Consider the following 22,953-nt stretch of genomic DNA (forward strand, 5'->3'; position numbering starts at 1 on the left):
TGAGGTGTAAACATTGAATCCAAGCACAAGCAAGACTGCTAACTCAACTAAATTAACTAATTGGGTAATTCGCGATCGCCAATTTATTTGGGGCGATCGCACATACCTAATGGGCATTTTGAACGTTACACCCGATAGTTTTAGCGATGGCGGTCAATATAATTCACGGGATGCAGCTTTAAAACAAGTCGCGCAAATGCTGCCTTATATTGACATTCTCGATATTGGTGGCGAATCGACGAGACCTAATGCTCAGCCAGTGAGTGCTGAAGAAGAAAACGATCGCATTTTGCCGATCATCGAAGCAGTTCGGGCTGAATATCCCCAATTACCCATCTCCGTTGATACAGTCAAGGCAAGTGTCGCTAAAGCCGCGATCGCCGTAGGGGCAGATATGCTCAACGATGTGTCCGCAGGCAGATTTGATTCTGAAATGTTACCTCTCGTAGGAAAGCTGCAAATACCAATTTTTTTGATGCATATGCAAGGAGAACCACGCACGATGCAAGAAAATCCTAAATATCGCGATGTGGTAAAGGATGTGAAGCAATTTCTTGCCGATGCGATTTTGGTCGCCAAAGCTTGTGGCATCCCAAAAGATTTAATTGCGATCGATCTAGGAATTGGTTTTGGTAAAACTACTGAACATAATCTTCAACTTTTAAGAAATTTGCCAACCTTTCAAGAAATTGGCGCACCCTTGTTAATGGGAGTATCACGTAAAAGTTTTATTGGTAAACTTTGCGATCGCCCCGATCCTAAAGATCGCTTATTTGGAACCATTGCCGCCTGTACAGCCTGTATTGCAGGGGGCGCAGATATCTTACGAGTACATGATCCCAAGGAAATATTTGATGCTTGTCAAATCAGTGATGCAATATATCGATAAAATAGATTTTGAGTACTTATCGATATATTGCATAATCTTCATGCATAACTGTCAATATCAAAAAGTATCCGTAACAGTCCATCAGTTACAATAGCCAAACAGGATGTAGGCTTTAATACAATCCAGTAAAGTTTGTAATCATTTTTTAGAGGGCAAGACGTGCCACAGGCTAAGCATTTGCTGATTGGTTCCACCCGATCAGGCAGTGGAAAATCAGCAACAATTTTGGGATTAACATATAACTTGCAAGCTAAAGGTTACAAGATTGGCTATGGTAAGCCAATAGGTACTTTTACGACCAAAGAATTACCCGAATCAGCCGAACGCACTGAAGCTGATGTGGAATTTATTAAGCAAGCGCTAAATTTGCCGCAATCCCTTTTGCGACCCACTCTACTGAATCTCGACAGATCTGCCCTCCAACATCGCCTATCTGGTGAAGATACATCTGATTACAGCACTAAGTTGGATGAGTATAAAAAATTAATTGAAGGCGATCTCGTACTTTTAGAAGCCCCTGCTAATACGGCTGAAGGCGCGATCTTTGGGCTTTCCCTAGAGGAAATGGCTGATCAACTCGAAGCGCCTATTTTGTTAGTCATGCGATTTGGCTCGTTGTTAGTGGTTGACCATATCTTGATGGCAAAACGACGCTTTGGCGATCGCCTATTAGGAGTGGTGATCAATGACATTCCTGATGAGCAGTATGAAACATCGTTGGAGATTCTCCACCCTTATCTTGAAAATCAAGGCATTCCCGTATTTGCGCTCATGCCAGAGAATCGCACTTTGCGAAGTGTCAGCGTCGCGGAAATTATCGAGCAACTGGGGGCAAACGTCCTCTGCCGTCCTGAAAATATTGATTTAGGCAAAATCATGGTTGAGGAACTCAAAATTGGGGCGATGGATGTCAACTCCGCTCAAAGCTATTTCCGCAAGTCCTTTAACAAAGCTGTAATTACTGGCAGTAGCCGCATCGATCTCCAGTTTGCAGCCCTAGAAACATCAACAAACTGCTTAATTTTGACAGGTCGTCCTTTTATTAGTGATGATGTCGCCCATAAAGCCATGGAATTAGGTGTGCCAATCCTCTCAGTCAGCAAAGACACTCTTAGCACGGTCAGTATTATCGAGGGCTGTCTGGGTCAAGTACGCTTGCATGAGGGAGTGAAAGTAACAAGCATTTGCGACATGATGGCAAAACACTTTAACTTTGATCGCTTCCTAAAGTTAATGAATATTAAAGCTCTAGCTACAGCTTAAAAAGAAAGAGAGAGCGCTTTGCGCTCTCTCTTTCTTTGGGGATTTTACATTTCCTGTAATGTTTTCCAACCAGGTAGCCAAAGCGATCGCCTCTTTAGAGCTTTAGCATTGAGCCAAAACCTTACAGAATCATCACAAGCTGCTTTGATCTCTGCAAAAACTAAATCTCCTTCATTTTTGCGATTGACTACCACAAAATGTCGCCACCCGAAGGTTTCTTGCATCGCCGTCCATTTAGACCCAATCAAATGCGGAAATTTTTGTTTTTTGGTCATATCACCTCATAAAAAATGCGGCTAGCCGCATTTTTTATGTCTAATCAATATCGTCGTCATCATTGTCGTCGTCGTCATCATCGATGTAATTAGGGTCATCGCCTAACATCAATTCACTTAATTCTTCAGCTTCATCATCAAACTTTAAGCTCGACTCAGTACCTTCTCTAGCAATTAAGCGCCCTGTGGACTCTAGCCAATCAAGAATAGAAACTTCCTGTTGTGTAGGGATGAGTGCTGCGGGTTGGTTGCGGCGCTGAACGCGCAAAGCGGGGTTGTTAATCATAAAAATATCAAATAAAAATCTTTAGTTTTTTTTCAATCAGTGTACAAAGTAAACTGATTGAAAATACGGTAATGCTAAAAAGGTAATGATAGGCTGCGCTTCGCGCTGTCTATCATTACGCACATAAATCATTTCCTTTTTAGGACTACCGAAAATACTGCTTGAGAATTTAGAAACCTGCGGGCAAACCTAAGCCACCAGTGAGATCTTCCATTTTTTGTTTCATTGTGCCAGTAGAAAGCTGATAAGCATCCTTGAGGGCTGCAAGTACCAAGTCTGATAAAACTTCTGCGCCTTCATTCAAAGCTTCAGGAGCGATTTCCACACTTTGAGGTTCTTGGTTGCCGCTTAGAGTGATTTTTACCAAACCACCACCCGATTCACCAGTTAAACGTAATTCATCTAATTCTTCTTGCAGCTTTTTAGCGCCTTCTTGAATTTGCTGGGCTTTTTGGAAGGCTTCTTTCATTTTGCCTAAACCAAAGCCAAATCCTTTTCCCTCTGACATAGCAGTATCAGTTTTATCCTAAGTTTTCCTGTACATTATGTCACTAATCGTCACGGTTCGGTAAGTACGGTCATCTGGATCTAGCAATTCTCAATATAAAACCGATTTTAACGTGAGTTCGATATCGCCATTTGCGGCGTGCTTCATACGACGAAAGCGAACTGACGTGATTTTGTTATTTCCATCGCCAAGGGCGATGGAAATAACAAAAAGCGTTCTCATTATGACAATTGCTATAGCCATCCTATTTTATTTGTGCGATTACAACGATTTGCGCTCAAATCCAAACCAAGAAAAAAATAAAAGCGTTGCTTTGCAACGCTTTTATTTTTTTCTTGTGGCTCTTTGATCGGTAATTGCTGTAGATGGGTTGATATAGCAATGTAAGTAGCTAGGCTTAAGTAAACTAAAAACCTAGAAAGCTATCCCGCCCGCGTAGCGGGCGGCGGGATAGCTTTCTAGGTTTTAGGCTTGAATTATGGTGAGCTACTTATATAAAAAAAGTTGTGAGAAAATAAAATATTTTTGTTGTTTCTAATGATAGCTATCGAAAAGAATAATGCTTAAAACTTTGTAAAGTTTAGTACAATGCTTAACATTCCTTAGAGTAAGTATTTATTCTCATTGACATGACATCAGCCCAATTTCCTTGGCTTACCGCGATCGTCCTGCTGCCCCTCGTAGGTTCCTTACTCATACCCATACTGCCCGACAAAGAAGGCAAAACTGTACGTTGGTATGCATTAGGCGTAGGCATCGCTGACTTCATTTTGATGTGCTATGCCTTCTGGAAGAACTACGATCCGAGCAGCGCGACATTTCAACTCACGGAAAAGTACACTTGGATACCCCAATTAGGTCTTAGTTGGGCAGTTTCGGTCGATGGCATCTCCGCACCTCTAGTTCTACTGGCTGGACTTGTCACCACTCTTTCTATCTTCGCGGCATGGCAAGTTAACATCAAACCGCGTCTGTTTTACTTCCTGATGTTGGTTCTATACTCCGCGCAAATCGGTGTATTTGTCGCCCAAGATTTATTGCTGTTCTTCATCATGTGGGAAGTTGAGCTAATTCCCGTCTATCTACTCGTTTCGATCTGGGGAGGTCAGAAACGCCAGTACGCAGCTACCAAATTTTTGCTTTATACCGCCGCCGCATCTATTTTCATCCTAGTTGCTGGCTTAGCGATGGCGCTCTATGGCAATAACCTCACCTTTGACATGGCTGAGCTAGCTCTCAAAGATTTCCCTATTGCCTTAGAACTTCCACTTTATGCAGGTTTATTAATTGCCTTTGGTGTCAAACTCGCAATTTTCCCTCTCCACACTTGGTTGCCTGATGCCCACGGGGAAGCATCTTCTCCCGTATCGATGATTTTGGCTGGTGTATTACTGAAAATGGGTGGTTATGGTCTAATCCGTCTGAATATGGGATTACTTGACCATGCCCATGTTTACTTTGCGCCAGTTTTAGCAATGCTCGGTGTCATCAATATTGTTTATGGTGCAGTGAATTCCTTTGCCCAAGTCAATATGAAACGCCGCCTTGCATTTTCATCGGTCTCACACATGGGATTTGTGCTAATCGGCATTGCCTCGTTCACGGACTTGGGAATCAGTGGTGCGATGTTGCAAATGATTTCTCACGGCTTAATTGCTTCTGTGTTGTTCTTCCTCGCAGGTGTAACTTACGATCGCACCCACACGATGTTAATGACAGAGATGGGTTATATCGGGAAAGTAATGCCTAAGGTATTTGCCCTATTTACTGTTGGCGCATTGGCTTCCCTTGCCCTTCCTGGGATGAGTGGGTTTGCTAGCGAAATCTCGATCTTTGTCGGGATGACTTCCAGTGATGTTTATAGCTCTACCTTCCGTACAGTGACGGTGTTTTTAGCCGCAGTTGGCGTGATTCTTACACCGATTTATTTGCTGTCGATGTTGCGTCAGATTTTCTACGCTTCCGATGCGAATCCTACCTGTGATATCAATCCATCCTGCGATATTTCGGACATTAGCCTCAAGGCTCAAGGTAACCAAGATGTAGTTTGTTTCGGTACAAATTGCATTTTGCCTAGTGAAGCTGAATTTAGCGATGCCCGACCTCGCGAAGTATTTATTGCAGTTTGCTTCTTAGTACCAATTATTGCGATCGGTGCTTATCCCAAAATGGCTACGAACCTCTACGATGCAACAACGACTGCGATCAATTCTCAGATGCGCCTTGCCCATGAGCAGGTTGCTTTGATCAGGGATAATGGGACTTTTGCAGAGCAATCTTATTTCCCAAGAATTTCTGAAGTTAAGGTTAAAGCAATTGTATCAAGCAAAAACTAATCCCAAAGTGTTTTGGGATTAAAAATGGCTAAGCCATTTGTGTTTTGAAAGCCTTTACTGGATTTGGTTTTTAATTCAACGTTAGTTCGATATCGCCATTTGCGTCGTGCGAAGCACGACGCAAATGGCGAAAAATGGTAAGAATCGCTTAGCGATTCTTACCATTTTTCGCTTTTGTCGAACTGGCGTTAATTCACAAAAGTGTGGTCGCACTTTTGTGAATTGGGATAAATTGCTCATCCAAGATCAAAAAAAAGAAAGCCACACTTTGTGTGGCTTTCTTTTTTTGATCTTGGATTAATTGCGGCGAATTATGGGTACTTGGCGAGTAGCGAGATCGCTCTCAGCTAAAATTTGCTTGACTTGAGGCTGCGCTAAGACTACTTTTACATCGGCAATAAGCCGATCGCCCCAGAGATTTTCAACTAAATGGGGAATTTTGCCATAGCGAGGATCGATTTTCATCGCTTCTACAGCTAGCTCAACAGCTTTAGTGCGATCGCCTTTGCGATAAAAAGCTGTGGCAAGGGCGAGGGTTGGCTCAGCCGCGAGAAATTCAATTTTTTCGGCTTGCTTGAGCGAGTTTTGCCATTTCGCGATCGCCTGATCGACATTGCCGCGTTCATACTCAACTAGACCGATGTTATTAGTAGCAGCCCAAAACTTGTTATCGATTACGAGGACATCATTGTAGATAGTCACTGCTTCGTCATAACGTTTGGTCAAAAAGTAAGCATTGCCGAGGTCAAACATCGCTGTGGCAGCTTTTGGCTCAAGGGTTAGTCCTTGTTTGAGGTTACTAATTGCTTCGGGATAATTTTTATTGCGGAGATAGGCAGCTCCCAAACTGAATAAAATCGTCGGCTCATCTTTTTTGAGATTATGCGCCAATTTCAAAGCCGTAATGGCTTCGGCGTATTGCTCTTTACGAAGATAGATGCTGCCAAGAATGCCTTGAGTTTGAAATGCTTTGGGCGCTAGTTGTGCGGCTAAACGAGCGCGAGGTAATGCCAAATCGTACTGCTCAAATTGAGCAAGTTGAGCGGCTTCCCTTGCCAAGTTGAGCGCTTGCTCTTCTAAGTTTCCAAAATTAATCCTTGTTGTGTGGGGCAGAAGAGCTTGAGCGCGTAGTGGAGAGGCTCCAACGCTAACTGATGCAAGTATTGCCAACAACCAAATTCGATGACGCACAGGTATAACTCTTACCAATTCTGAATGTTTTGAATATATTTCAAATGATAGCGCTTCTTTATCAAAACCGATTTTAGGTTTTCACAAAACCCAGAAAATTAAAGAGGGGCGCAAAGCGCCCCTCTTTAATTTTCTGGGTTTTAAAGATTTTTTGAGTAGCGATGCTTGCTAGAATAACTCTAGAATTTTGTTTGATTTATTAATCATATTTAAGAAAACCGCTATGGACTTCCTAAACCCTGTATTTTCCGCATTTTCCAGTATTAATTTTCAGCTAATTTTCCAATTGACTTGTTTAGCGCTGATTGTTGTTTCTGGCCCCGTCATCATCTTTTTGTTATCTGCTAACAGTGGCGACTTGTAATTAAACAAAAAAAGGAGGGTGCAAAGCACCCTCCTTTTTTTTATGAGCGCAAAGCGCCGTAGTTGCTAGCGACACGACTGGAAATACTGGTTACAAAGTCGATAAAGAAGCGATCGCTTTGTAACGCGTTAAAGGTTTTTTGACATATTTGTTGCAATGCATTAGTCATCGCAGGAGCAGATTGTGTTTCAGGTTGCTGCTCTAGATATTCCACAAAACTCATACCGCCAATGTGAGTTAAGTAGGCGGCGGTAACGGCTTGCATGGAGCCACCGATCGCATAGGTGAGCGCATTTACCTTAAAGCAGGAGGCGATCGCTGAGCTGGCGATTTCGATGCACCCAAGTTGTAATAATTGCTGGGCAATGATCATTGCAACTTGTTGAGTCTGTTTGAAATTGAGGGGACGATCATAAATTTTGCCGAGATCCATCAACATTTGGGTATTGATTGCGGCTCCAGCCAACAAATCGATCGCAGGGATGGGATTCGCAAAAACTGTCGTAGCGGCGATTAATTGATAACGATTAATGATTGTGGCGGCATCTTGGCGGCGTTGATGATTGATTGTGCCATTGATTTCCTGTAGCAAATTCTTGATTTGCAGATGGGTATTGTGAATTAGCAAATCTTCCCACTCATTAGAAAGAATTGTCTCAATGCGTTCTTTTAAAGCAGTCACATCTGGCGGTAGATCTTCCCACCATTCTTGAATTGCATCACTATGAACTGAATCTTCAGCATTGGCATATTGACGTACTTTGATGGGACTCGGCTGAGCGGCGATCGCCACAATATCAGTGGTAGCTAAGAAATGCTGAGTGCGTTCCTTGAGTTTGGCTAATACATTTTCGCGATCGCTTGGCAAATACAAATCCGTCTTATTAAAAACAAGAATTACACGCTTACCTAAACCAGCAAGGCGTTCGAGTTCGCAATATTCGCTATTGGTTAAATCTCCCTCCGTTACAAAAATCATCAGATCGGCATTTTGGACAACTTGCAAAGATTCGATTTCTCTCTGCTGTCCCATCGCTCCCATTTCTTGCGTCCCCGATGTATCAAGCAAAGAAATCTGTCGCTTAACCTTGTTTTCACTTTGAATTGGCGTTATGCCAACGGGTGAAAAATCGATTCCTTGACAAGCGTATTCTTGACGAGCGATCGTTGTGCCAATTGCTGCCCCAGTCTTACCTGCCTTGCGTCCCAACAAAGCATTAATTACCGAAGTTTTGCCTGCGGAGCCTGTGCCAAAAACGACGATCTGAAAATGATTTTTTTGGAGATTGTTGGTGATTTGCTGAGCTTGCGCGTCTAAGGTGTCACGCTTACCTAGATCGGCAATTTTGGCGATCGCCTTTTGCGCTTGCTGTAGTTCTTTAAATAGATAACTGCGATCGATTACCGTCGGTTGTTCTATCCCCGCAGCAAAGCTCTTTCGCACATTCACAAACAAAAGTGTGCCGCCAATCATTAGCGTACTTATGCTCAGTAAATGCCAGTCATGCTCAAGGGAAAATAAGGTGTTGGTGATCGCAGCAACACTGACAATCCCTAAACCTAATATCCATTTTTTTTGTAAAATTTTATGAGATAAGACTGTGCGATAGTTCAGCATTCACAACGTACTCTTAAAAACTTAATCTTAAATATCTTTGACTTACGGTTTTACCATTAAGTATCAAGATAGCAACAAAAATTTTATAGCAATCTCCGACCGAAAAAGCAGAAGCGTTAATTAGAAGTCCTGTTGCTGTGGGAACATTAGTTTAGGAGATTTCCTTGACTACCCATCATAAATTTTAAATACAGGCAAATGCTCAACGGAACGAATATATTTTTGATTGGGATGATGGGTGCAGGTAAAAGCACCGTCGGCAAGCTTTTAGCACAAAAATTAGGTTACAACTTTTTAGATACCGACCCACTTATTGAGAAATGTGCAGGGAAATCAATTCCTGAAATTTTTGCCAAGGATGGCGAAGAGACATTTCGCGATCTTGAACAACAAGTACTTTCACAAGTCTCGGCCTATACCCGTCTAGTTGTGGCAACAGGCGGCGGAATCGTCATGCGATCGCTCAATTGGTCGCACTTACACGATGGCATTGTTGTTTGGATTGATGTCCCTGTTGAGACTTTATACCATCGCCTCAAAACAGCATCGGAGCAACGCCCTCTTTTGCAAACTGCTGATCCATTACAAACCCTCAATGATATCTATAACCAACGTCGCGATCGCTATGCTCAAGCCGATATTTCGATCATGGTCACAGAGAATGAAACCACCGAAGCCGTCAGAGATCGCCTATTTGAGATGATCCAAGCTCGAATTTCCCCAGATCGACTCAAGTAAGTTAAGCAGACTGCACCGCAGTCTGCTTAACTTACTTGAGTCGTTGATTCGCGCCGCCTATAGTGTCTAGGTTTGCGATCTCAATCTGAGGGGTGCTAAGATAATTTTTTCAATTTGACGAAATTGGCTTTGCATAAACTCAAAAGCAACAGTGCAAGTGGAACAAGAGTGCTGCGATAAGCATCACCACTCTTAAAAAAGTTGGGACTAAACCGAAAATCTTAGTGCTGATATGACACCATCATCCCCTTCTCGCATACCATCCATAGATACCCACGCTACGATTGAGGCGACGATTGCTGTAATTGCCGAGAGCGAATCTTCATCTGTCAAGCTCAACAATCCAGCCCCAGCTTTAACTGATTTTCAAGATAGTTCTTATCGTAGTTCCAGTGCCTTAGCTGTAACCGCAGGAGGTAATTTTGCCTCTGTGCTTGCACCACTTACGCCCGAAAAGTTTAGCCAAGTCGTTAATGACGTTGAGCAAAGATTACGGATCGTCAATCAAACCCTCGGAATGCTCAATACCGACTTTGATGTGATCCTTGATGAAATGCTGCAAGCAATTCGTGGCAAGATTGGTGAATTGTTGTCAGCCGATCGCACCACAATTTTTTTATTAGATGCCGATAAAAATCAACTATGGACAAATGTACCTAGTGAAGATGGCAAAAATATTGAAATTCGGATTTCCACAGAGCCAACTAGCATCGCTGGTGAAGTCGCTACCTACGGTCACATCGTCAATATTCCCTTTGACTTTTTTGATGATCCGCGATCGTCTCAAGCTAAAAAGCAATTTGAGCGGACTGGTTATCGCACCTACTCCATGCTCTCCATGCCCCTGTTGAACGATAACGATCAACTGGTTGCGGTGGTGCAGTTAATTAATAAACTGCGAATTAACGATCCCTCTGTCCCTCTAGAAGATAGCGTCGATCGCGTTGGTTTTACGGAAGAAGATCAGGCTCTATTTGCCCAGTTTGCGCCATCAATGCGCCTAATTTTAGAAAGTTCTCAGGCGTTTTATTCGGCAGCTCAAAAACAACGTGCTGCCGATGCCTTGATGAAAGCAGCCATGTCTCTAGGACAAAGTTTAGATCTAGAGGCTACCCTTAAAAAGGTGATGGACGAAGCTAAGTTATTGATGAATGCTGATCGCAGTACTCTGTGGCTAATCGATCGCGATCGCAATGATCTCTGGACACAAATAGTTGATCACTACGGCTTAACCAAAGAATTGCGCGTACCGATGGGCGTAGGTTATGCAGGTCGGGTTGCCATTACAGGCGAAGTCTTAAATATTCCCTTTGATCTTTACGAGCATCCTGATGCTGATAATTCTAAAAAATTCGATCAAGCCAATGGTTATCGTACCTGTAGCCTACTTTGTATGCCAATTTTCAACTCTAACAAAGAGTTAATTGGTGTTACTCAATTAGTTAACAAGATTCAGCGTGGTGATTTTCCTGAATATGACCCCAACACATGGCCAGCTTCCCCTGAGAGATTCAAGGCAAGTTTCAATGGTAATGACGAAGAATTCATGAAAGTCTTCAACGTTCAAGCTGGTGTGGCGCTAGAAAATGCCAAGCTATTCGCCAAGGTTAAGCAAGAACAGCAAATGCAAAAGGACATTTTGCGAAGTCTTTCCGATGGCGTGATCTCTACGGATAAACATGGCAAGATTATCGCTGCCAATGAACGCGCCTATGACTTACTTGGAGTCGGAAATGCCTTATTAGAAGGCAAGTCTGTGTATGAACTGATCAACATTGAAAAGGCGAACTTCACTAAATGGTTTGAAACTAGTTTGGATGGCAGTGACGAAAAAAGCCGTAAGCAATATTATCCCGATCAAACCCTGCGCTCTACCGATGGCGAACAGCACAGCATTAATATTTCCATCAACACCATGTCTGAAGGAGACGAAGGTGAAGGCGTGCGTGGCGCTCTAGTCGTCATGGAAGACATCAGCCAAGAAAAACGCCTCAAAAGTACGATGTATCGCTACATGACCCAAGAGCTAGCCGAGCAGCTTCTGGCTGGTGGTGATGCCAAAATGGGCGGCGATCGCAAAGAGGTTTCCGTATTATTCTCTGATATCCGTAGCTATACCACCATTACCGAAACCCTTGCGGCGGAAGATGTGGTGATGATGCTGAACGAATATTTTGAAACGATGGTGGAGGCTGTCTTTAACTACAAAGGCACGCTGGATAAATACATCGGCGATGCGATTATGGCGGTGTTTGGTTCGCCCTTGCCAATTCCCGATCATGCATGGATGGCTGTGCAAACGGCGATCGATATGCGCCATCGTTTAAAAGAATTTAATATCAAGCGGCTCGAAAAACTGAAGCCACAAAATCAAAAAGAAATTGATATGGCGACGATCAAAATTGGCATCGGTATCAACTCTGATACGGTGATCAGTGGCAATATTGGCTCCACCAGACGCATGGAATTTACGGCGATCGGCGATGGGGTGAATCTTGGTTCACGGCTAGAGGGTGCAAGTAAGCAATATGGTACAGATGCGATCATTAGTGAAACTACCTACAACCTCTGTAGCGATCGCCTCTGGGTACGCGAACTTGATCGCATTCAAGTTAAGGGCAAAAATCAACCTGTGAGTGTGTATGAATTAATTGGCTTAAAATCCGACCCACTAAACGAGATCCAATCTCGCATCATTGAGCATTACCATGCAGCTCGTGAGCATTACCTGACGCGGAAGTTTAGTAAGGCTGTTGCCGAATTTGCAGAAGTATTAGAACTCGATAAAAACAATAAAGCCGCCAATATGCATATCACTCGTTGTCAGCACTTTTTACTCAATGCACCCGAAGATGACTGGGATGGCGTATGGAGAATGACAGAAAAATAAAAAACAAAAAAGAGAGGTGATGCAAAGCATCACCTCTCTTTTTTGTTTAATCAGACGTAAATTCACTATACGACTTGGTTTTGCTGTTACATTGTTTTCAAGTATCGTGATTATCTTGTACAGCGTTCGTAGATTTTATGGCAAAGCAAGGGCAACAACAGCTAGATTTCGGGTTGGAGTCTAACGGGGGAAATATCATACCGACCTCATTGCATACGGAGATGCAGCGATCGTACCTAGAGTATGCGATGAGCGTCATTGTCGGACGTGCCTTGCCCGATGCCCGTGATGGGCTTAAACCTGTGCATCGCAGGATTATCTATGCCATGCATGAGCTTGGGCTTGTGCCAGAGCGTCCCTTTCGTAAATGCGCTCGCGTCGTTGGTGACGTATTGGGCAAATATCACCCCCACGGCGATCAATCGGTTTACGATGCCCTTGTACGTTTGGTGCAAGACTTTTCCAGTCGTTATCCATTATTGGCGGGGCATGGTAACTTTGGCTCCGTCGATAATGACCCTGCGGCGGCGATGCGTTATACCGAATGTCGCTTGGCGGCGATCGGTAATGAGGCTTTGCTCAGCGAAATCGAGGAAGATGTTGTTGATTTTGTTGATAACTTTGATGGCTCCGAGCAAGAGCCAGCCGTGTTACCTGCCCAGTTGCCGATGCTCTTGCTAAATGGTTCCACAGGGATCGCTGTGGGGATGGCGACGAATATTCCGCCGCACAACTTGAGTGAAGTTGTTGATGGCGCGATCGCCTTAATTGATAATCCTAATTTGCCTGACGAGCAGTTATTGAGCTTAATCCCTGCTCCCGACTTTCCTACAGGCGGGATCATCATGAATGAGGATGGTGTGCGTGAGGCTTACTTAACTGGACGGGGTAGCGTTACGATTCGTGGTGTTGCGTCAGTTGAGCAGTTTGGTGGGAAAGGCACAGGTAAGCGCCAGAAACAAGCGATTATTGTGACGGAGTTGCCCTATCAAGTCAATAAATCAGCATGGATCGAGAAAATTGCTGAATTAGTAAACAATGGCAAAATTGAGGGTATTTCCGATATTCGCGATGAAAGCGATCGCGCAGGGATGCGAGTTGTTATCGAATTAAAGAAAGATATTTCCCCTGAAGTAATTATCGATCAGCTATATCGCCAAACAGCTTTGCAATCAAATTTTGGGGTGATTCTCCTAGCACTCAAAGGTTCGCAACCAAAGCAAATGAGTCTGCGCGAACTATTGCAAGAATTCCTCTCTTTTCGAGAAGAAACCCTTGCGAAGCGGTTCCGTTATGAGCTAAAAAAAGCTCGAGAAAAATCGCATCTATTGGAAGGACTAGTGCTAGTTCTCCAAGATATTGATCGCCTGATCAGGATTTTGCGATTTGCGAATAATAGCGCTCTAGCTAAGACTGACCTGCAAACAGAATTTGCTTTATCAGAAACCCAAGCGGAAGCAATTCTCTCGATGCCTTTACGTCGGATTACGGCAATTGAGCAACAGAAGATCCGTGAAGAACTAGAAACCTTACAACAACAGGTTTCTAGATTAGAGAGGTTATTAGGCGATCGCCGCGAGTTGATGAAATTCTTGAAAAAAGAATTGCGCGATCATAAAAAACGTCATAGCGATCAAAGACGCACCCATCTTGCTTGGCTGTTACAGGGCAATCAACAAAGGATTGCAGTTCCCGACATTGATGAACCAGAGCCACCTAGAGCCACCTCGAAAAGTTCTAAATCTAAAAACGCCGATAAAAATACTGAAAGCGATCGCCAGATTCAGCAAACCCTTGACACTGGGAATGTCACTGAGAAAGTAAGCGATCGCAAATCTCCTAAAGCAACAACTAACAAACAACCCAAACCAGTAGAAGTTCCCTTAATTTCTCTGACAACTGAGCTAAATATTCCCATTGCTGAGCCGCAAGATATTACCGTCCAACTCACGCACAAAGGCTATATCAAAAGCCTAGAGCCTAATTCTAGAGCCTCGCAGTCTGTGGATTTAGGAGATGATGTGACGATCGCTTCCTATGACACCCGTAGCGATCGCGAAATGGTCGTTATGACTAGTTCAGGTAGAGCGTTTCCCCTTGCTCTTGCCAATGTACCTATCATCAAAGGGAAAGGACGGGCTACACCTTTAATTACACTATTACCCGATAGTACTGATCGCATCGTGTCGCAGTTTGTCTGGGAAAAGAATCCTGAATCAACGGCAGGTTTAGTCCTGCTTTCGAGTCAAGGCAAAATCAAGCGATCTCCCCTTTCAGAATTTGCTGATATGACCGCACGTGGACTGATTGCAGCGAAATTCAAAGAAGATGATGCGCTATTCTGGGCTGATATTGTCGGCTTAGAGCAAGAACTAGCGATCGCCACCTCTGCTGGTAGAATCCTACGCCTCAAAGCCGATGAAACCCAAATTCCCACCGTTGGACGTACTGCCGCAGGAAATATTGCCCTACGTTTAGGTAGTTCTGAAGCTCAAATTGGTGTATCAATTCTTGATTTACAAAATAATCCTAGTTCAGAGCTAATATTAATCACTGCTGAAGGTTTTGCCAAACGTATAGCAGCCGCGAATATTCGCTCTGCGGTGCGAGGTGCGATCGGTTCACAATGCTTCAAGTTCCAATCGCGAGCTGATCGATTAGTCAGCATGACTGCGATCGCGAAGCCGCGTCTTGATTTACCTGTAACTTTCTTGATAGGTCAAGATAACGATATTGGCTTAAGAACTGTGCAAATGCCTTTGGGCGCGATTCCTCTAGAGTTACCTAATAGTCAAGGACGCTCGATTTTTGCGGGTGAGAGTGACTTAGTGCGATCGGAAAAAGTAATTCGCGTAGTCGCCAAATAAGAGTAAAAGCCTCGCAAAGCGAGGCTTTTACTCTTATTACAAAGAGAGTTCGCAAAGCGAACTCTCTTTGTAAATTTGGTTATGCTAGCAAAGCATCAAGTTTTCCTTTAGCATCTAGCGCGTGAATAGCATCACAACCACCAATATGCTGATCGTTAATAAAAATTTGGGGGACAGAACGTTTGCCGTCAGAACCTCTGGCTACCATAGCCGATCGCGCTGCTTCATCCCCATCGATGACATATTCTGTGTATTCTACGCCTTTCTTATCGAGTAAATGTTTTGCCCTAATACAGAAAGGACACATCCGCCATGTATAAATCTCAACCTTTGCCATCACAATTTCCTAAATTTATTTAAGCTATACCATTTTAACTTCCAGAAAGTAAAAGGGTGAAAACGTAGATAACCCGTAAAGTTGCATCCCTGCGGGATGCAACTTTACGAGATTGCAATTTTATTTTCACAAGTACTTATATAGCAATGTAAGTTTTGCTTAGGACATAAAACCAAAAAGATGAGTGGCGGCGCTTTGCGTCGCCACTCATCTTTTTGGTTTTATGTCCTAGCTATCTCTTGCGCTGCTTGCTATAGATGTGCAATCTGGTTTTGGATTACATGTAATCCAAATTCACAAAAGGTTAATGTCTTTATTTTTTAACGATTTAAAGTTAATTCTTTTTTATTACCTAAAATTCCCTGTGGTCGCCATACCATCAGCAAAATTAGAGTAACACCGATCAGAATTAGTTGAACCGCCTCAAACCTACCACCATCAGCACGGATTTGTTCAGGTAGAAACCGAGGCAGAGCATTGTAAAACTGAAATATTGCCGCACCAAGTATGACACCCAAATTGTTGCCAGCACCGCCAATTGTGATGATTGTCCATGCTTGGAAAGTGATCAGAGGAATGAAATTATCAGGATAAACAGTAGTTAATTGCCAAGCATAAAATGATCCTGCTAATCCGCCGATCGCTCCACCGATCGCAAAGGCTTGTAATTTATACCAAAATACATTTTTACCTAGCGCCTTAACTACTTCTTCATCTTCACGAATTGCCTTAAGTACTCTTCCCCAAGGCGATCGCACTAACCACTCTAATCGCCAATATACTATTGCCACTACTACCAGTAAGAGTGCTGCCAACACAAAGGAATAATATTGACGTGAGACTAGATTAACTAAAGGGAGCGGAAAATCCTGCACGCCCCTTGTGCCTTTGGTCAGCCATTCTTCATTGTTCACAAATAGACGTACCATCTCTGACACACCGATGGTAACGATTCCCAGATAGTCTTCGCGCAATTTTAAGGCGGTACTGCCGATGATAATGCCCAGTAAACCAGCGATCGCTGCGGCTATTAGAAAAGCCAAAAACCAAGGCACACCATTAAGGCTCAGCAATACGGTGGTATAGGCTCCGACCGTCATAAACGCCACATGCCCAAAGTTAACCAACCCTGCAAATCCCCATTGTAGATTTAGTCCTAGACTAAACAAAGCGAAGATAGCCGCGTTAATGAAAAGTGTTGAGACGTATTCGATCATAGATAAATTTACTCAACCATAAAAGAAAAGTAGATGGGTTGTTATACCAAAACACAAAATGGCTAAACTATTTTGTGTTTTTAAAGCCCTTAATCGTCCCTATACTTTTATGGCTTTGCTACAAATTGACTGCGCTAGCGATATAGTAAGTTTAGACTGGTATGCTCTAAAACACCATGCGTCTATGCATTAATCCTACTTGCCCGATCCCTGACCATCCTGACAATGATAATTACTCAACTTGTCAAGGATGTGGTTCCGAATTATTGATTGATGGTTGTTATACAGCTACCAAATTATTAAGCGATACAGGTGGCTTTGGCATGGTTTACGAAGCCAATGATGCCGCAGGTAACCCCAAAATTCTAAAAATTTTGAAGCAGGAATTGAATGCAGATAAAAAAGCTGTATCGCTCTTTCAGCAAGAAGCCTTTGTATTAGGACAGATCGAACATGCGGGGATACCCAAAATTGAGACCTATGTACATCATGAACTCGAAAACGGGTCAATGCTACACGGTATCGTCATGCAAAAAATCGAGGGGCTAAACCTCGAACAATGGATCAATCAACGTGAGCGGAAACCGATCGCCCAAAAACGAGCGATCGCTTGGCTAAAGCAATTGGTAGATATTCTCGCCGTAGTCCATTACAACAAATATTTTCATCGTGATATTAAACCTGCAAATATTATGTTGTCTCCTTCGGGGCAGCTAGTTCTCATTGATTTTGGGACGGCTCGTGAAGCGACGCATACCTATCTGGCTAAAATTGGTGGTTTGCAGGGTGTGACAAGCATTTGTTCAGTAGGCTACACTTCTCCCGAACAAGAAAAAGGGTTTGCTGTACCACAGTCAGATTTTTATGCCCTTGGCTGCACAATGATCCATTTGGTGACTGGCAAATATCCCCTTGATACCTACAATCCCGATCGCGATATGTTTGAGTGGCGATCACACGCGCCTGAAATTTCGGATGAGTTAGCAGATTTAATTGATGTAATGATTGCTCGCAAGCCTAGCGATCGCCCAATCAATTGTGAAGCAATTTTAAAAATTCTTAGAGAAATTGAACAGATTGATAAACTCGCACCCCATTACAAAACAAAGGCTAAACGGAAAGCGATCAAACAGGCGATTAAAGACTCAACTCGTAAACCAACTTCCCCGATTTTGCTAATAGTATCGGTGATCGTTGCTGCGTTTGTGGGGCTGAGTATTGGTACGGTAATTAAGATCTCAGCGATCGGTAATTTTGAGGAGATTAGTATTCAACTACCAGTATTTCAAAAGAAACGCCTGAATCCGACAAAATTTCTGCAAGGTTATCATACTGATGCGGTGCAGAATGTTGCACTTAGTCCTAATGGCAAGGTGATCGCTAGTGCTAGTGACGATGGAACCGTCAAACTTTGGGAATTAGACGGTGATAAAACTAGTCCAATTAAAGAAATCAAAGATCAAGGCGGATGGGTAAGAGCCGTAGCCTTTCTATCCGATCTCCAGATTGTTACCGCAGGGCAAGACAAAACGATCAAAATCATTGATATCAATTCAGGTAAAGTGATCAGAACCATGAGTGGTCACACTAACTTAATTCATAATTTAGCGATCGCCCTTAGCAGCGATCTGCTGGTCAGTGGCAGCTATGACAATAATGTTAATCTTTGGCAAATATCGACGGGCAAGTTGCGGCGATCGCTCAAGGGACATACTGATAAAATTTGGGGTGTTGCGATTTCAAACGATGGCAAGCGAGTTGTTAGTGCTAGTCGCGATAGGACATTAAAGGTTTGGGATGTGGATACAGGGGAAAACTTGCAAACTTTGACAGGTTCTCTTGCTGGGGTAACTTGTGTATTGATCACTCCTAACGGTAAGCAGGTAATTAGTGGTGGTAATGATAAAGTGATTCGGGTTTGGGATATTGCTTCAGGCAAGCAGCTATTTACTTTGGAGGGGCATGAGGATGCGATCAGTGCGATCGCGATTACTAGAGATGGTAAATATCTCTTTAGTGGTGGTAAAGAAAATCCAAATTCCATTCGCATATGGAATCTTGCAACCCAATCTTCAACTTGGAACTTGATTGGGCATACAGATTTGGTAACTTCTCTAATCATTTCTCCAGATAATCTTAAACTGATTAGCGGTAGCCAAGATAGAAATATTAATATTTGGGAAATACCTGAGCTTTGAGAAATGGTAATTGTGCGCCCCATAATAAAAAGCTAAAGCATGTAAGTGCAAGCTAAGTTTGCGCTACAAGTTTTAGATCTAGGTTTCAAGCAAATTTTTTAGTAAATACCAAAATACAGCCAAAATGATTCAAAAACGAAAAAGACTTAATCTAATTTTTATTACTTGTTTAGGACTTTTAATTAATGTCTTAGGGACTAACGTATTACCTCAAGATCAGCAACAAACTGAAGCGCAAAGAGCTATTCAAGTTCGTACTGATCAATGGTTAAAAGTTGATAAAGTTATGGGAAACGTTAAATATCGCAACCTATATAATTATGCAAATCGAGAGGCAAAAGTCGGCGATCGCTTGCAAACGACCAGTGACGAAATTTCTACGGGTGCAAATAGTTCGGCAGTTTTGAGTGTGGATACAGGCGTTGGGTCAATCTATGTGGCAGAAAATACAACAATCCAAATCCGTTCTTTTCGGATTGCCACCGATAATGGCAGAATCACCAATTTGTTTGTTCCACGCGGTAAAGCAAGACTACAGATTCGTAAATTTACAAATCGTGGTTCTCAACTAAATATACAAACCCCTGCGGGTATAAGTGGCGTAAGGGGTACAACATTTACTGTGATTGCTAGACCGAATGGCAATATGATCACCACCACCTTTGATGGTAGTGTTGAGACGACTGCCAGAAATCAGACAAAGATCGTCAATGGAGGGTTTCAAAATCTCACAGTTGTTGGTGAATCCCCATCAACTCCTGTGCCGATTAGTAATGATGCAAGTTTAAGATATGCAATTAATCGACAAACCTCAAGCTCAGGTCGCTCTGTGTCTTTTTTAGGTTACACTAACCCTTTTAATACTGTTAAGGTAGATGGGCTAGAACAGTCTTTAGATCGCATTGGAAAGTTTGCTCTACAATTACCTGCAACTTCAAGCCTAAAGGTGAAAGTAACGGTGGAGACCCCTACGGGAAAGATACAAGTCTATGAGATCCCCATTCTCTGAGTTTATTTCTCGATTATTTTCTAAATTGTTAACAAAATATTTTGCTAAACGTATGCTGTCGCGTTTAGCCTGCTTGTTGTTTCGAGCTTTACCCACGTTATTTGCCTCAATTGTCTTAATTCCCCTGCTACACTTGGGAGTCTTACAACCAATCGAATTTTGGGCTTACAACAGTTTTACAAACTGGAGAGGAGATCTCCCTTGGGACGATCGCGTGATCATTATTGCCATAGACGATCAGAGCGTTAGCAAAGTTGGCAGATTTCCATGGTCACGCGATCGCTATGTCCAGCTTTTATCTAAACTTGAACAAACTGAAGCTAGTGTAGTAGGCTTCGATATTTTATGGTCTGAAGCAACTCCCGCAGATCCGCAGTTAGTTGCTTCCCTTGCTAAATATCAGAAAGTCGTTCTGGCGATGGCTTGGGATAAGTCAGGAAACCCCCTGCTGCCGATCGCCCCTATTGGTAATGCAGGTGTGGCAATTGGTCATATTCTTAAACGTGAAGATGTTGATGGCATTGTGCGTCAAATTGATTTGCAACTCCAAGATATCCCCACTCTAGGTGTGGCGATATTACAAACCTACGATCTGACGACTGCCGCCATCACTCTATTGCCAGAGTTAAACCAGCCATTATTGATTAATTGGACAAGTCGAATCAGAGACGTTCCCCAAGTCTCTTTCAGTGATGTCATTGATGGTAAAGTTCCTGCCTCGGCTTTCCAAAATAAAATTGTCTTAGTTGGAGTCACAGCATCAGGAATTGATAATTTGGCGACTCCTTTTGATCGTAATCCTCCTGCCAGTGGTGTGCATTTACACGCTATGATTTTGCAAAATCTATTACAAAAAAACTCACTTGTGGTTGCTAAACCATCCTATATCTGGAGCTTTGCACTATTGGGGAGTCTATTTATTGGTTTGATTCTACCAAGGCAGAATTTATGGACTGGCGGTATAAGTGCATTTGTGATGTCTGGTTTATGGATGACTATTGCTTTTGTTGCCTTTACAGCTAACTACTTGATCGATCTATCTGTTCCCATTTTGATGTTTCTACTAACAGGTTTTGCGATCACCCTACAAGAACGCTGGCAAATGTATCGCTCTCTAAAGATTGCCGATGCTCAAATTTTATATAAATCCACCCATGATCACTTAACAGGATTATATAACCGTACTTTGATTGAGAACCGCTTACAAACTCTACTCTGTTCCCAAGATGTAACTTCTCAGTATGCCCCTCCCTACAATCTTATCGCTATTCTTTGGATTAATTTAGATCGATTTAAAACTATTAATGATACCTTTGGTCATCCGATTGGAAATCTATTACTAATTGAAGTCAGCAAATGTTTGCAAGGTTCTGTTCCCAAGACTTCATCAATTGCGCGTTTTGGTGGTGCTGAGTTTGTGATTTTATTGGAAGACTTGCCAAATGAACAAGAGGCGATCGCAATTGGCGATCGCATTCAAATCAATCTCCAAAAAACCTTTAAGATTGATGACCATGACATTAAGATCTTCGCTAATATTGGTCTTAAGTTCCACTTAATTAATGGGCATGACAGTAGTGTTGCTCCCGAAATAATTTCTCCAGAAATTCTATTGCGAGATGCAGACACGGCTATGTTCTATGCCAAAAAACTGGGCAACTCATGTAATAAAGTCTTTGATATCTCTATGCGAGAACGGGTTCTCGAACGCTTACAACTTGAAAAGGATCTCCGCAAAGCTGTGGCTCTTTGTCAAGCTTCAAACAATCAAGAGCATCAAGAATTTCTAATTTACTATCAACCAATTCTCTCGCTTAGCGATATGCAGATCGTGGGGCTAGAAGCTCTAATTCGTTGGCAACATCCTGAGCGTGGATTAGTATCACCGACCCAGTTTATCCCCCTTGCTGAAGAGACTGGGCTAATCATTCCCATAGGTGATTGGATTATGCGAAATGCTTGCTTACAGGTCAAATCTTGGCATCAGCGCTTTGCTAAGGCTAAAGATATTACCGTAAGTGTCAATCTATCAACTAAACAATTGGCGCAAGATGATGTCCTAGAAAAATGTCTGAGTATCCTTCAACAAACACAACTAGCTCCTAAACACCTCAAAATCGAGTTAACGGAAAGTGCAATCATGGAAAATCCTGATTTTGCAGTAGGTATTCTCAATCAGATGCGACAAGCAGGAATTCATATTTATATAGATGATTTCGGCACAGGTTATTCTTCGCTTGCCTATCTACATAAATTCCCTTTCGATGGCTTGAAAATAGATCGTTCCTTTGTTAATAATATTCATGCAAATACAAATGGTATGGAAATCCTTCAAGCGATTATTTCTTTGGCACAGAGTGTTAAAGCTCATATTGTCGCTGAAGGTATTGAAAACTTAGCTCAGTTAAATTATTTGCAAGATCTATTGAGTGAAGAAGGGGATGGTCAAGGTTATTTTCTATTCCGCCCCCTTGATGTTGCGGCGATCGAAGCAATTTTTCAAACAACCTGAACTTTGTTCTACGGTTTTTACAGCGCTTTGCGCTCAAATCCAAACCAAGAACAAAAATTGAAAGCGTTGCAAAGCAACGCTTTCAATTTTTGTTCTTTTGGCTCGTTTGATCGGCAATTGCTGTAATTAACTTCAGTTCGGTATAAGCTACAAAATTCTAGAAGCCAAAGCATTAAAAGCCTCGCTAAGAGAGGCTTTTAATGCTTTGGCTTCTAGAGAGGATTCTTGGTGCGAACTCTCTCTAGGAAGTAGTTTGAAATTAACCTGAACTGAGGTTAATTATCACGAACAGAAACAATCAAGAAATTTCTTGATTGTTTTTTTGATGGCAAAGCCATGTGATACTAATTCTTAAAAGTGTAGCTACACCTGCATGTATTAATAATCAAACTCAGTAAGGTTCTATATTAGTGTAAGTTTTGCTTAGGACATAAAACCCAAACAAATGAAGACGG

General features: G+C 42.5%; 17 protein-coding genes. 10 read left to right on the forward strand and 7 right to left on the reverse strand.

Features of this window, described 5'->3' with window-relative positions; all coding sequences use genetic code 11:
* The first annotated feature begins 13 nt into the window (after positions 1–13).
* A complete protein-coding gene (gene folP / locus VB775_RS11125; protein ID WP_281008051.1) occupies positions 14–889 on the forward strand; it encodes a dihydropteroate synthase in 876 nt (291 codons plus the stop codon).
* Between the two features lie 159 nt (positions 890–1,048).
* Complete coding sequence (locus VB775_RS11130) at positions 1,049–2,152, forward strand: phosphotransacetylase family protein (RefSeq protein WP_281008050.1); 1,104 nt, start codon at positions 1,049–1,051, stop codon at positions 2,150–2,152.
* A gap of 44 nt (positions 2,153–2,196) precedes the next feature.
* Here the strand turns inward: VB775_RS11130 and VB775_RS11135 are convergent, their stop codons facing one another.
* The 3 genes from VB775_RS11135 to VB775_RS11145 all read right to left on the reverse strand — a co-directional run bounded on the left by VB775_RS11135 (position 2,197) and on the right by VB775_RS11145 (position 3,221).
* Positions 2,197–2,427 (reverse strand): TIGR02450 family Trp-rich protein, encoded by a 231-nt coding sequence (locus VB775_RS11135; RefSeq protein ID WP_190580769.1) that lies wholly within the window; start codon positions 2,425–2,427, stop codon positions 2,197–2,199.
* 40 nt (positions 2,428–2,467) lie between these two features.
* The gene (locus VB775_RS11140; RefSeq protein ID WP_281008049.1) at positions 2,468–2,713 is read right to left on the reverse strand and encodes a DUF3134 domain-containing protein; all 246 of its coding nucleotides are present in this window, start codon (positions 2,711–2,713) and stop codon (positions 2,468–2,470) included.
* A 169-nt stretch (positions 2,714–2,882) separates the two neighbouring features.
* Entirely contained in the window at positions 2,883–3,221 is a 339-nt protein-coding gene (locus VB775_RS11145) for a YbaB/EbfC family nucleoid-associated protein (RefSeq protein WP_281008048.1), read from the reverse strand.
* 629 nt (positions 3,222–3,850) lie between these two features.
* Here VB775_RS11145 and VB775_RS11150 point away from each other — a divergent pair.
* A complete protein-coding gene (locus VB775_RS11150) occupies positions 3,851–5,557 on the forward strand; it encodes an NAD(P)H-quinone oxidoreductase subunit 4 (protein WP_281008047.1) in 1,707 nt (568 codons plus the stop codon).
* A 297-nt stretch (positions 5,558–5,854) separates the two neighbouring features.
* Here VB775_RS11150 and VB775_RS11155 read toward each other — a convergent pair whose 3' ends face one another.
* Complete coding sequence (locus tag VB775_RS11155) at positions 5,855–6,748, reverse strand: tetratricopeptide repeat protein (protein WP_281008046.1); 894 nt, start codon at positions 6,746–6,748, stop codon at positions 5,855–5,857.
* Between the two features lie 223 nt (positions 6,749–6,971).
* Here VB775_RS11155 and psb30 point away from each other — a divergent pair, with 223 nt between their 5' ends.
* Entirely contained in the window at positions 6,972–7,112 is a 141-nt protein-coding gene (gene psb30, locus VB775_RS11160; protein ID WP_094530094.1) for a photosystem II reaction center protein Ycf12/Psb30, read from the forward strand.
* A gap of 40 nt (positions 7,113–7,152) precedes the next feature.
* On the opposite strand, the gene VB775_RS11165 is transcribed toward psb30, so the two are convergent.
* Positions 7,153–8,730 (reverse strand): YcjF family protein, encoded by a 1,578-nt coding sequence (locus VB775_RS11165; RefSeq protein WP_281008045.1) that lies wholly within the window; start codon positions 8,728–8,730, stop codon positions 7,153–7,155.
* 198 nt (positions 8,731–8,928) lie between these two features.
* On the opposite strand from VB775_RS11165, the gene VB775_RS11170 reads away from it, so the two are divergent.
* From VB775_RS11170 to VB775_RS11180, 3 genes are all read left to right on the forward strand, one after another.
* Positions 8,929–9,468 (forward strand): shikimate kinase, encoded by a 540-nt coding sequence (locus VB775_RS11170; RefSeq protein WP_281008044.1) that lies wholly within the window; start codon positions 8,929–8,931, stop codon positions 9,466–9,468.
* Between the two features lie 232 nt (positions 9,469–9,700).
* Positions 9,701–12,358 (forward strand): adenylate/guanylate cyclase domain-containing protein, encoded by a 2,658-nt coding sequence (locus tag VB775_RS11175; RefSeq protein ID WP_281008043.1) that lies wholly within the window; start codon positions 9,701–9,703, stop codon positions 12,356–12,358.
* Between the two features lie 137 nt (positions 12,359–12,495).
* Positions 12,496–15,225: a DNA gyrase/topoisomerase IV subunit A gene (locus tag VB775_RS11180; protein ID WP_281008042.1), complete on the forward strand. Its 2,730-nt coding sequence runs from the start codon at positions 12,496–12,498 to the stop codon at positions 15,223–15,225.
* A gap of 79 nt (positions 15,226–15,304) precedes the next feature.
* On the opposite strand, the gene grxC is transcribed toward VB775_RS11180, so the two are convergent.
* Positions 15,305–15,562 (reverse strand): glutaredoxin 3, encoded by a 258-nt coding sequence (gene grxC / locus VB775_RS11185; RefSeq protein WP_281008041.1) that lies wholly within the window; start codon positions 15,560–15,562, stop codon positions 15,305–15,307.
* A 320-nt stretch (positions 15,563–15,882) separates the two neighbouring features.
* Entirely contained in the window at positions 15,883–16,779 is an 897-nt protein-coding gene (locus tag VB775_RS11190; RefSeq protein ID WP_281008040.1) for a branched-chain amino acid ABC transporter permease, read from the reverse strand.
* Between the two features lie 176 nt (positions 16,780–16,955).
* Between VB775_RS11190 and VB775_RS11195 the strand changes: the two genes are divergently transcribed.
* From VB775_RS11195 to VB775_RS11205, 3 genes are all read left to right on the forward strand, one after another.
* Complete coding sequence (locus tag VB775_RS11195) at positions 16,956–18,977, forward strand: serine/threonine-protein kinase (RefSeq protein WP_281008039.1); 2,022 nt, start codon at positions 16,956–16,958, stop codon at positions 18,975–18,977.
* A 124-nt stretch (positions 18,978–19,101) separates the two neighbouring features.
* Positions 19,102–19,986: a FecR family protein gene (locus VB775_RS11200; RefSeq protein WP_281008038.1), complete on the forward strand. Its 885-nt coding sequence runs from the start codon at positions 19,102–19,104 to the stop codon at positions 19,984–19,986.
* 52 nt (positions 19,987–20,038) lie between these two features.
* Positions 20,039–22,498, forward strand: coding sequence for a putative bifunctional diguanylate cyclase/phosphodiesterase (locus VB775_RS11205; RefSeq protein WP_281008037.1), 2,460 nt, complete (start codon positions 20,039–20,041; stop codon positions 22,496–22,498).
* Positions 22,499–22,953 lie beyond the last annotated feature (455 nt).

Source organism: Pseudanabaena sp. CCNP1317 (assembly GCF_034931345.1).
Taxonomy (GTDB): Bacteria; Cyanobacteriota; Cyanobacteriia; order Pseudanabaenales; family Pseudanabaenaceae; genus Pseudanabaena; species Pseudanabaena galeata.

Bases quoted from the DNA above. Each gene is read 5' to 3' on its own strand.
- VB775_RS11135 (WP_190580769.1), bottom strand. From the start codon at position 2,427: ATGACCAAAAAACAAAAATTTCCGCATTTGATTGGGTCTAAATGGACG.
- VB775_RS11140 (WP_281008049.1), bottom strand. From the start codon at position 2,713: ATGATTAACAACCCCGCTTTGCGCGTTCAGCGCCGCAACCAACCCGCA.
- VB775_RS11145 (WP_281008048.1), bottom strand. From the start codon at position 3,221: ATGTCAGAGGGAAAAGGATTTGGCTTTGGTTTAGGCAAAATGAAAGAA.
- VB775_RS11150 (WP_281008047.1), top strand. From the start codon at position 3,851: ATGACATCAGCCCAATTTCCTTGGCTTACCGCGATCGTCCTGCTGCCC.
- psb30 (WP_094530094.1), top strand. From the start codon at position 6,972: ATGGACTTCCTAAACCCTGTATTTTCCGCATTTTCCAGTATTAATTTT.
- VB775_RS11165 (WP_281008045.1), bottom strand. From the start codon at position 8,730: ATGCTGAACTATCGCACAGTCTTATCTCATAAAATTTTACAAAAAAAA.
- VB775_RS11170 (WP_281008044.1), top strand. From the start codon at position 8,929: ATGCTCAACGGAACGAATATATTTTTGATTGGGATGATGGGTGCAGGT.
- VB775_RS11175 (WP_281008043.1), top strand. From the start codon at position 9,701: ATGACACCATCATCCCCTTCTCGCATACCATCCATAGATACCCACGCT.
- VB775_RS11180 (WP_281008042.1), top strand. From the start codon at position 12,496: ATGGCAAAGCAAGGGCAACAACAGCTAGATTTCGGGTTGGAGTCTAAC.
- grxC (WP_281008041.1), bottom strand. From the start codon at position 15,562: ATGGCAAAGGTTGAGATTTATACATGGCGGATGTGTCCTTTCTGTATT.
- VB775_RS11190 (WP_281008040.1), bottom strand. From the start codon at position 16,779: ATGATCGAATACGTCTCAACACTTTTCATTAACGCGGCTATCTTCGCT.
- VB775_RS11195 (WP_281008039.1), top strand. From the start codon at position 16,956: ATGCGTCTATGCATTAATCCTACTTGCCCGATCCCTGACCATCCTGAC.
- VB775_RS11200 (WP_281008038.1), top strand. From the start codon at position 19,102: ATGATTCAAAAACGAAAAAGACTTAATCTAATTTTTATTACTTGTTTA.
- VB775_RS11205 (WP_281008037.1), top strand. From the start codon at position 20,039: ATGCTGTCGCGTTTAGCCTGCTTGTTGTTTCGAGCTTTACCCACGTTA.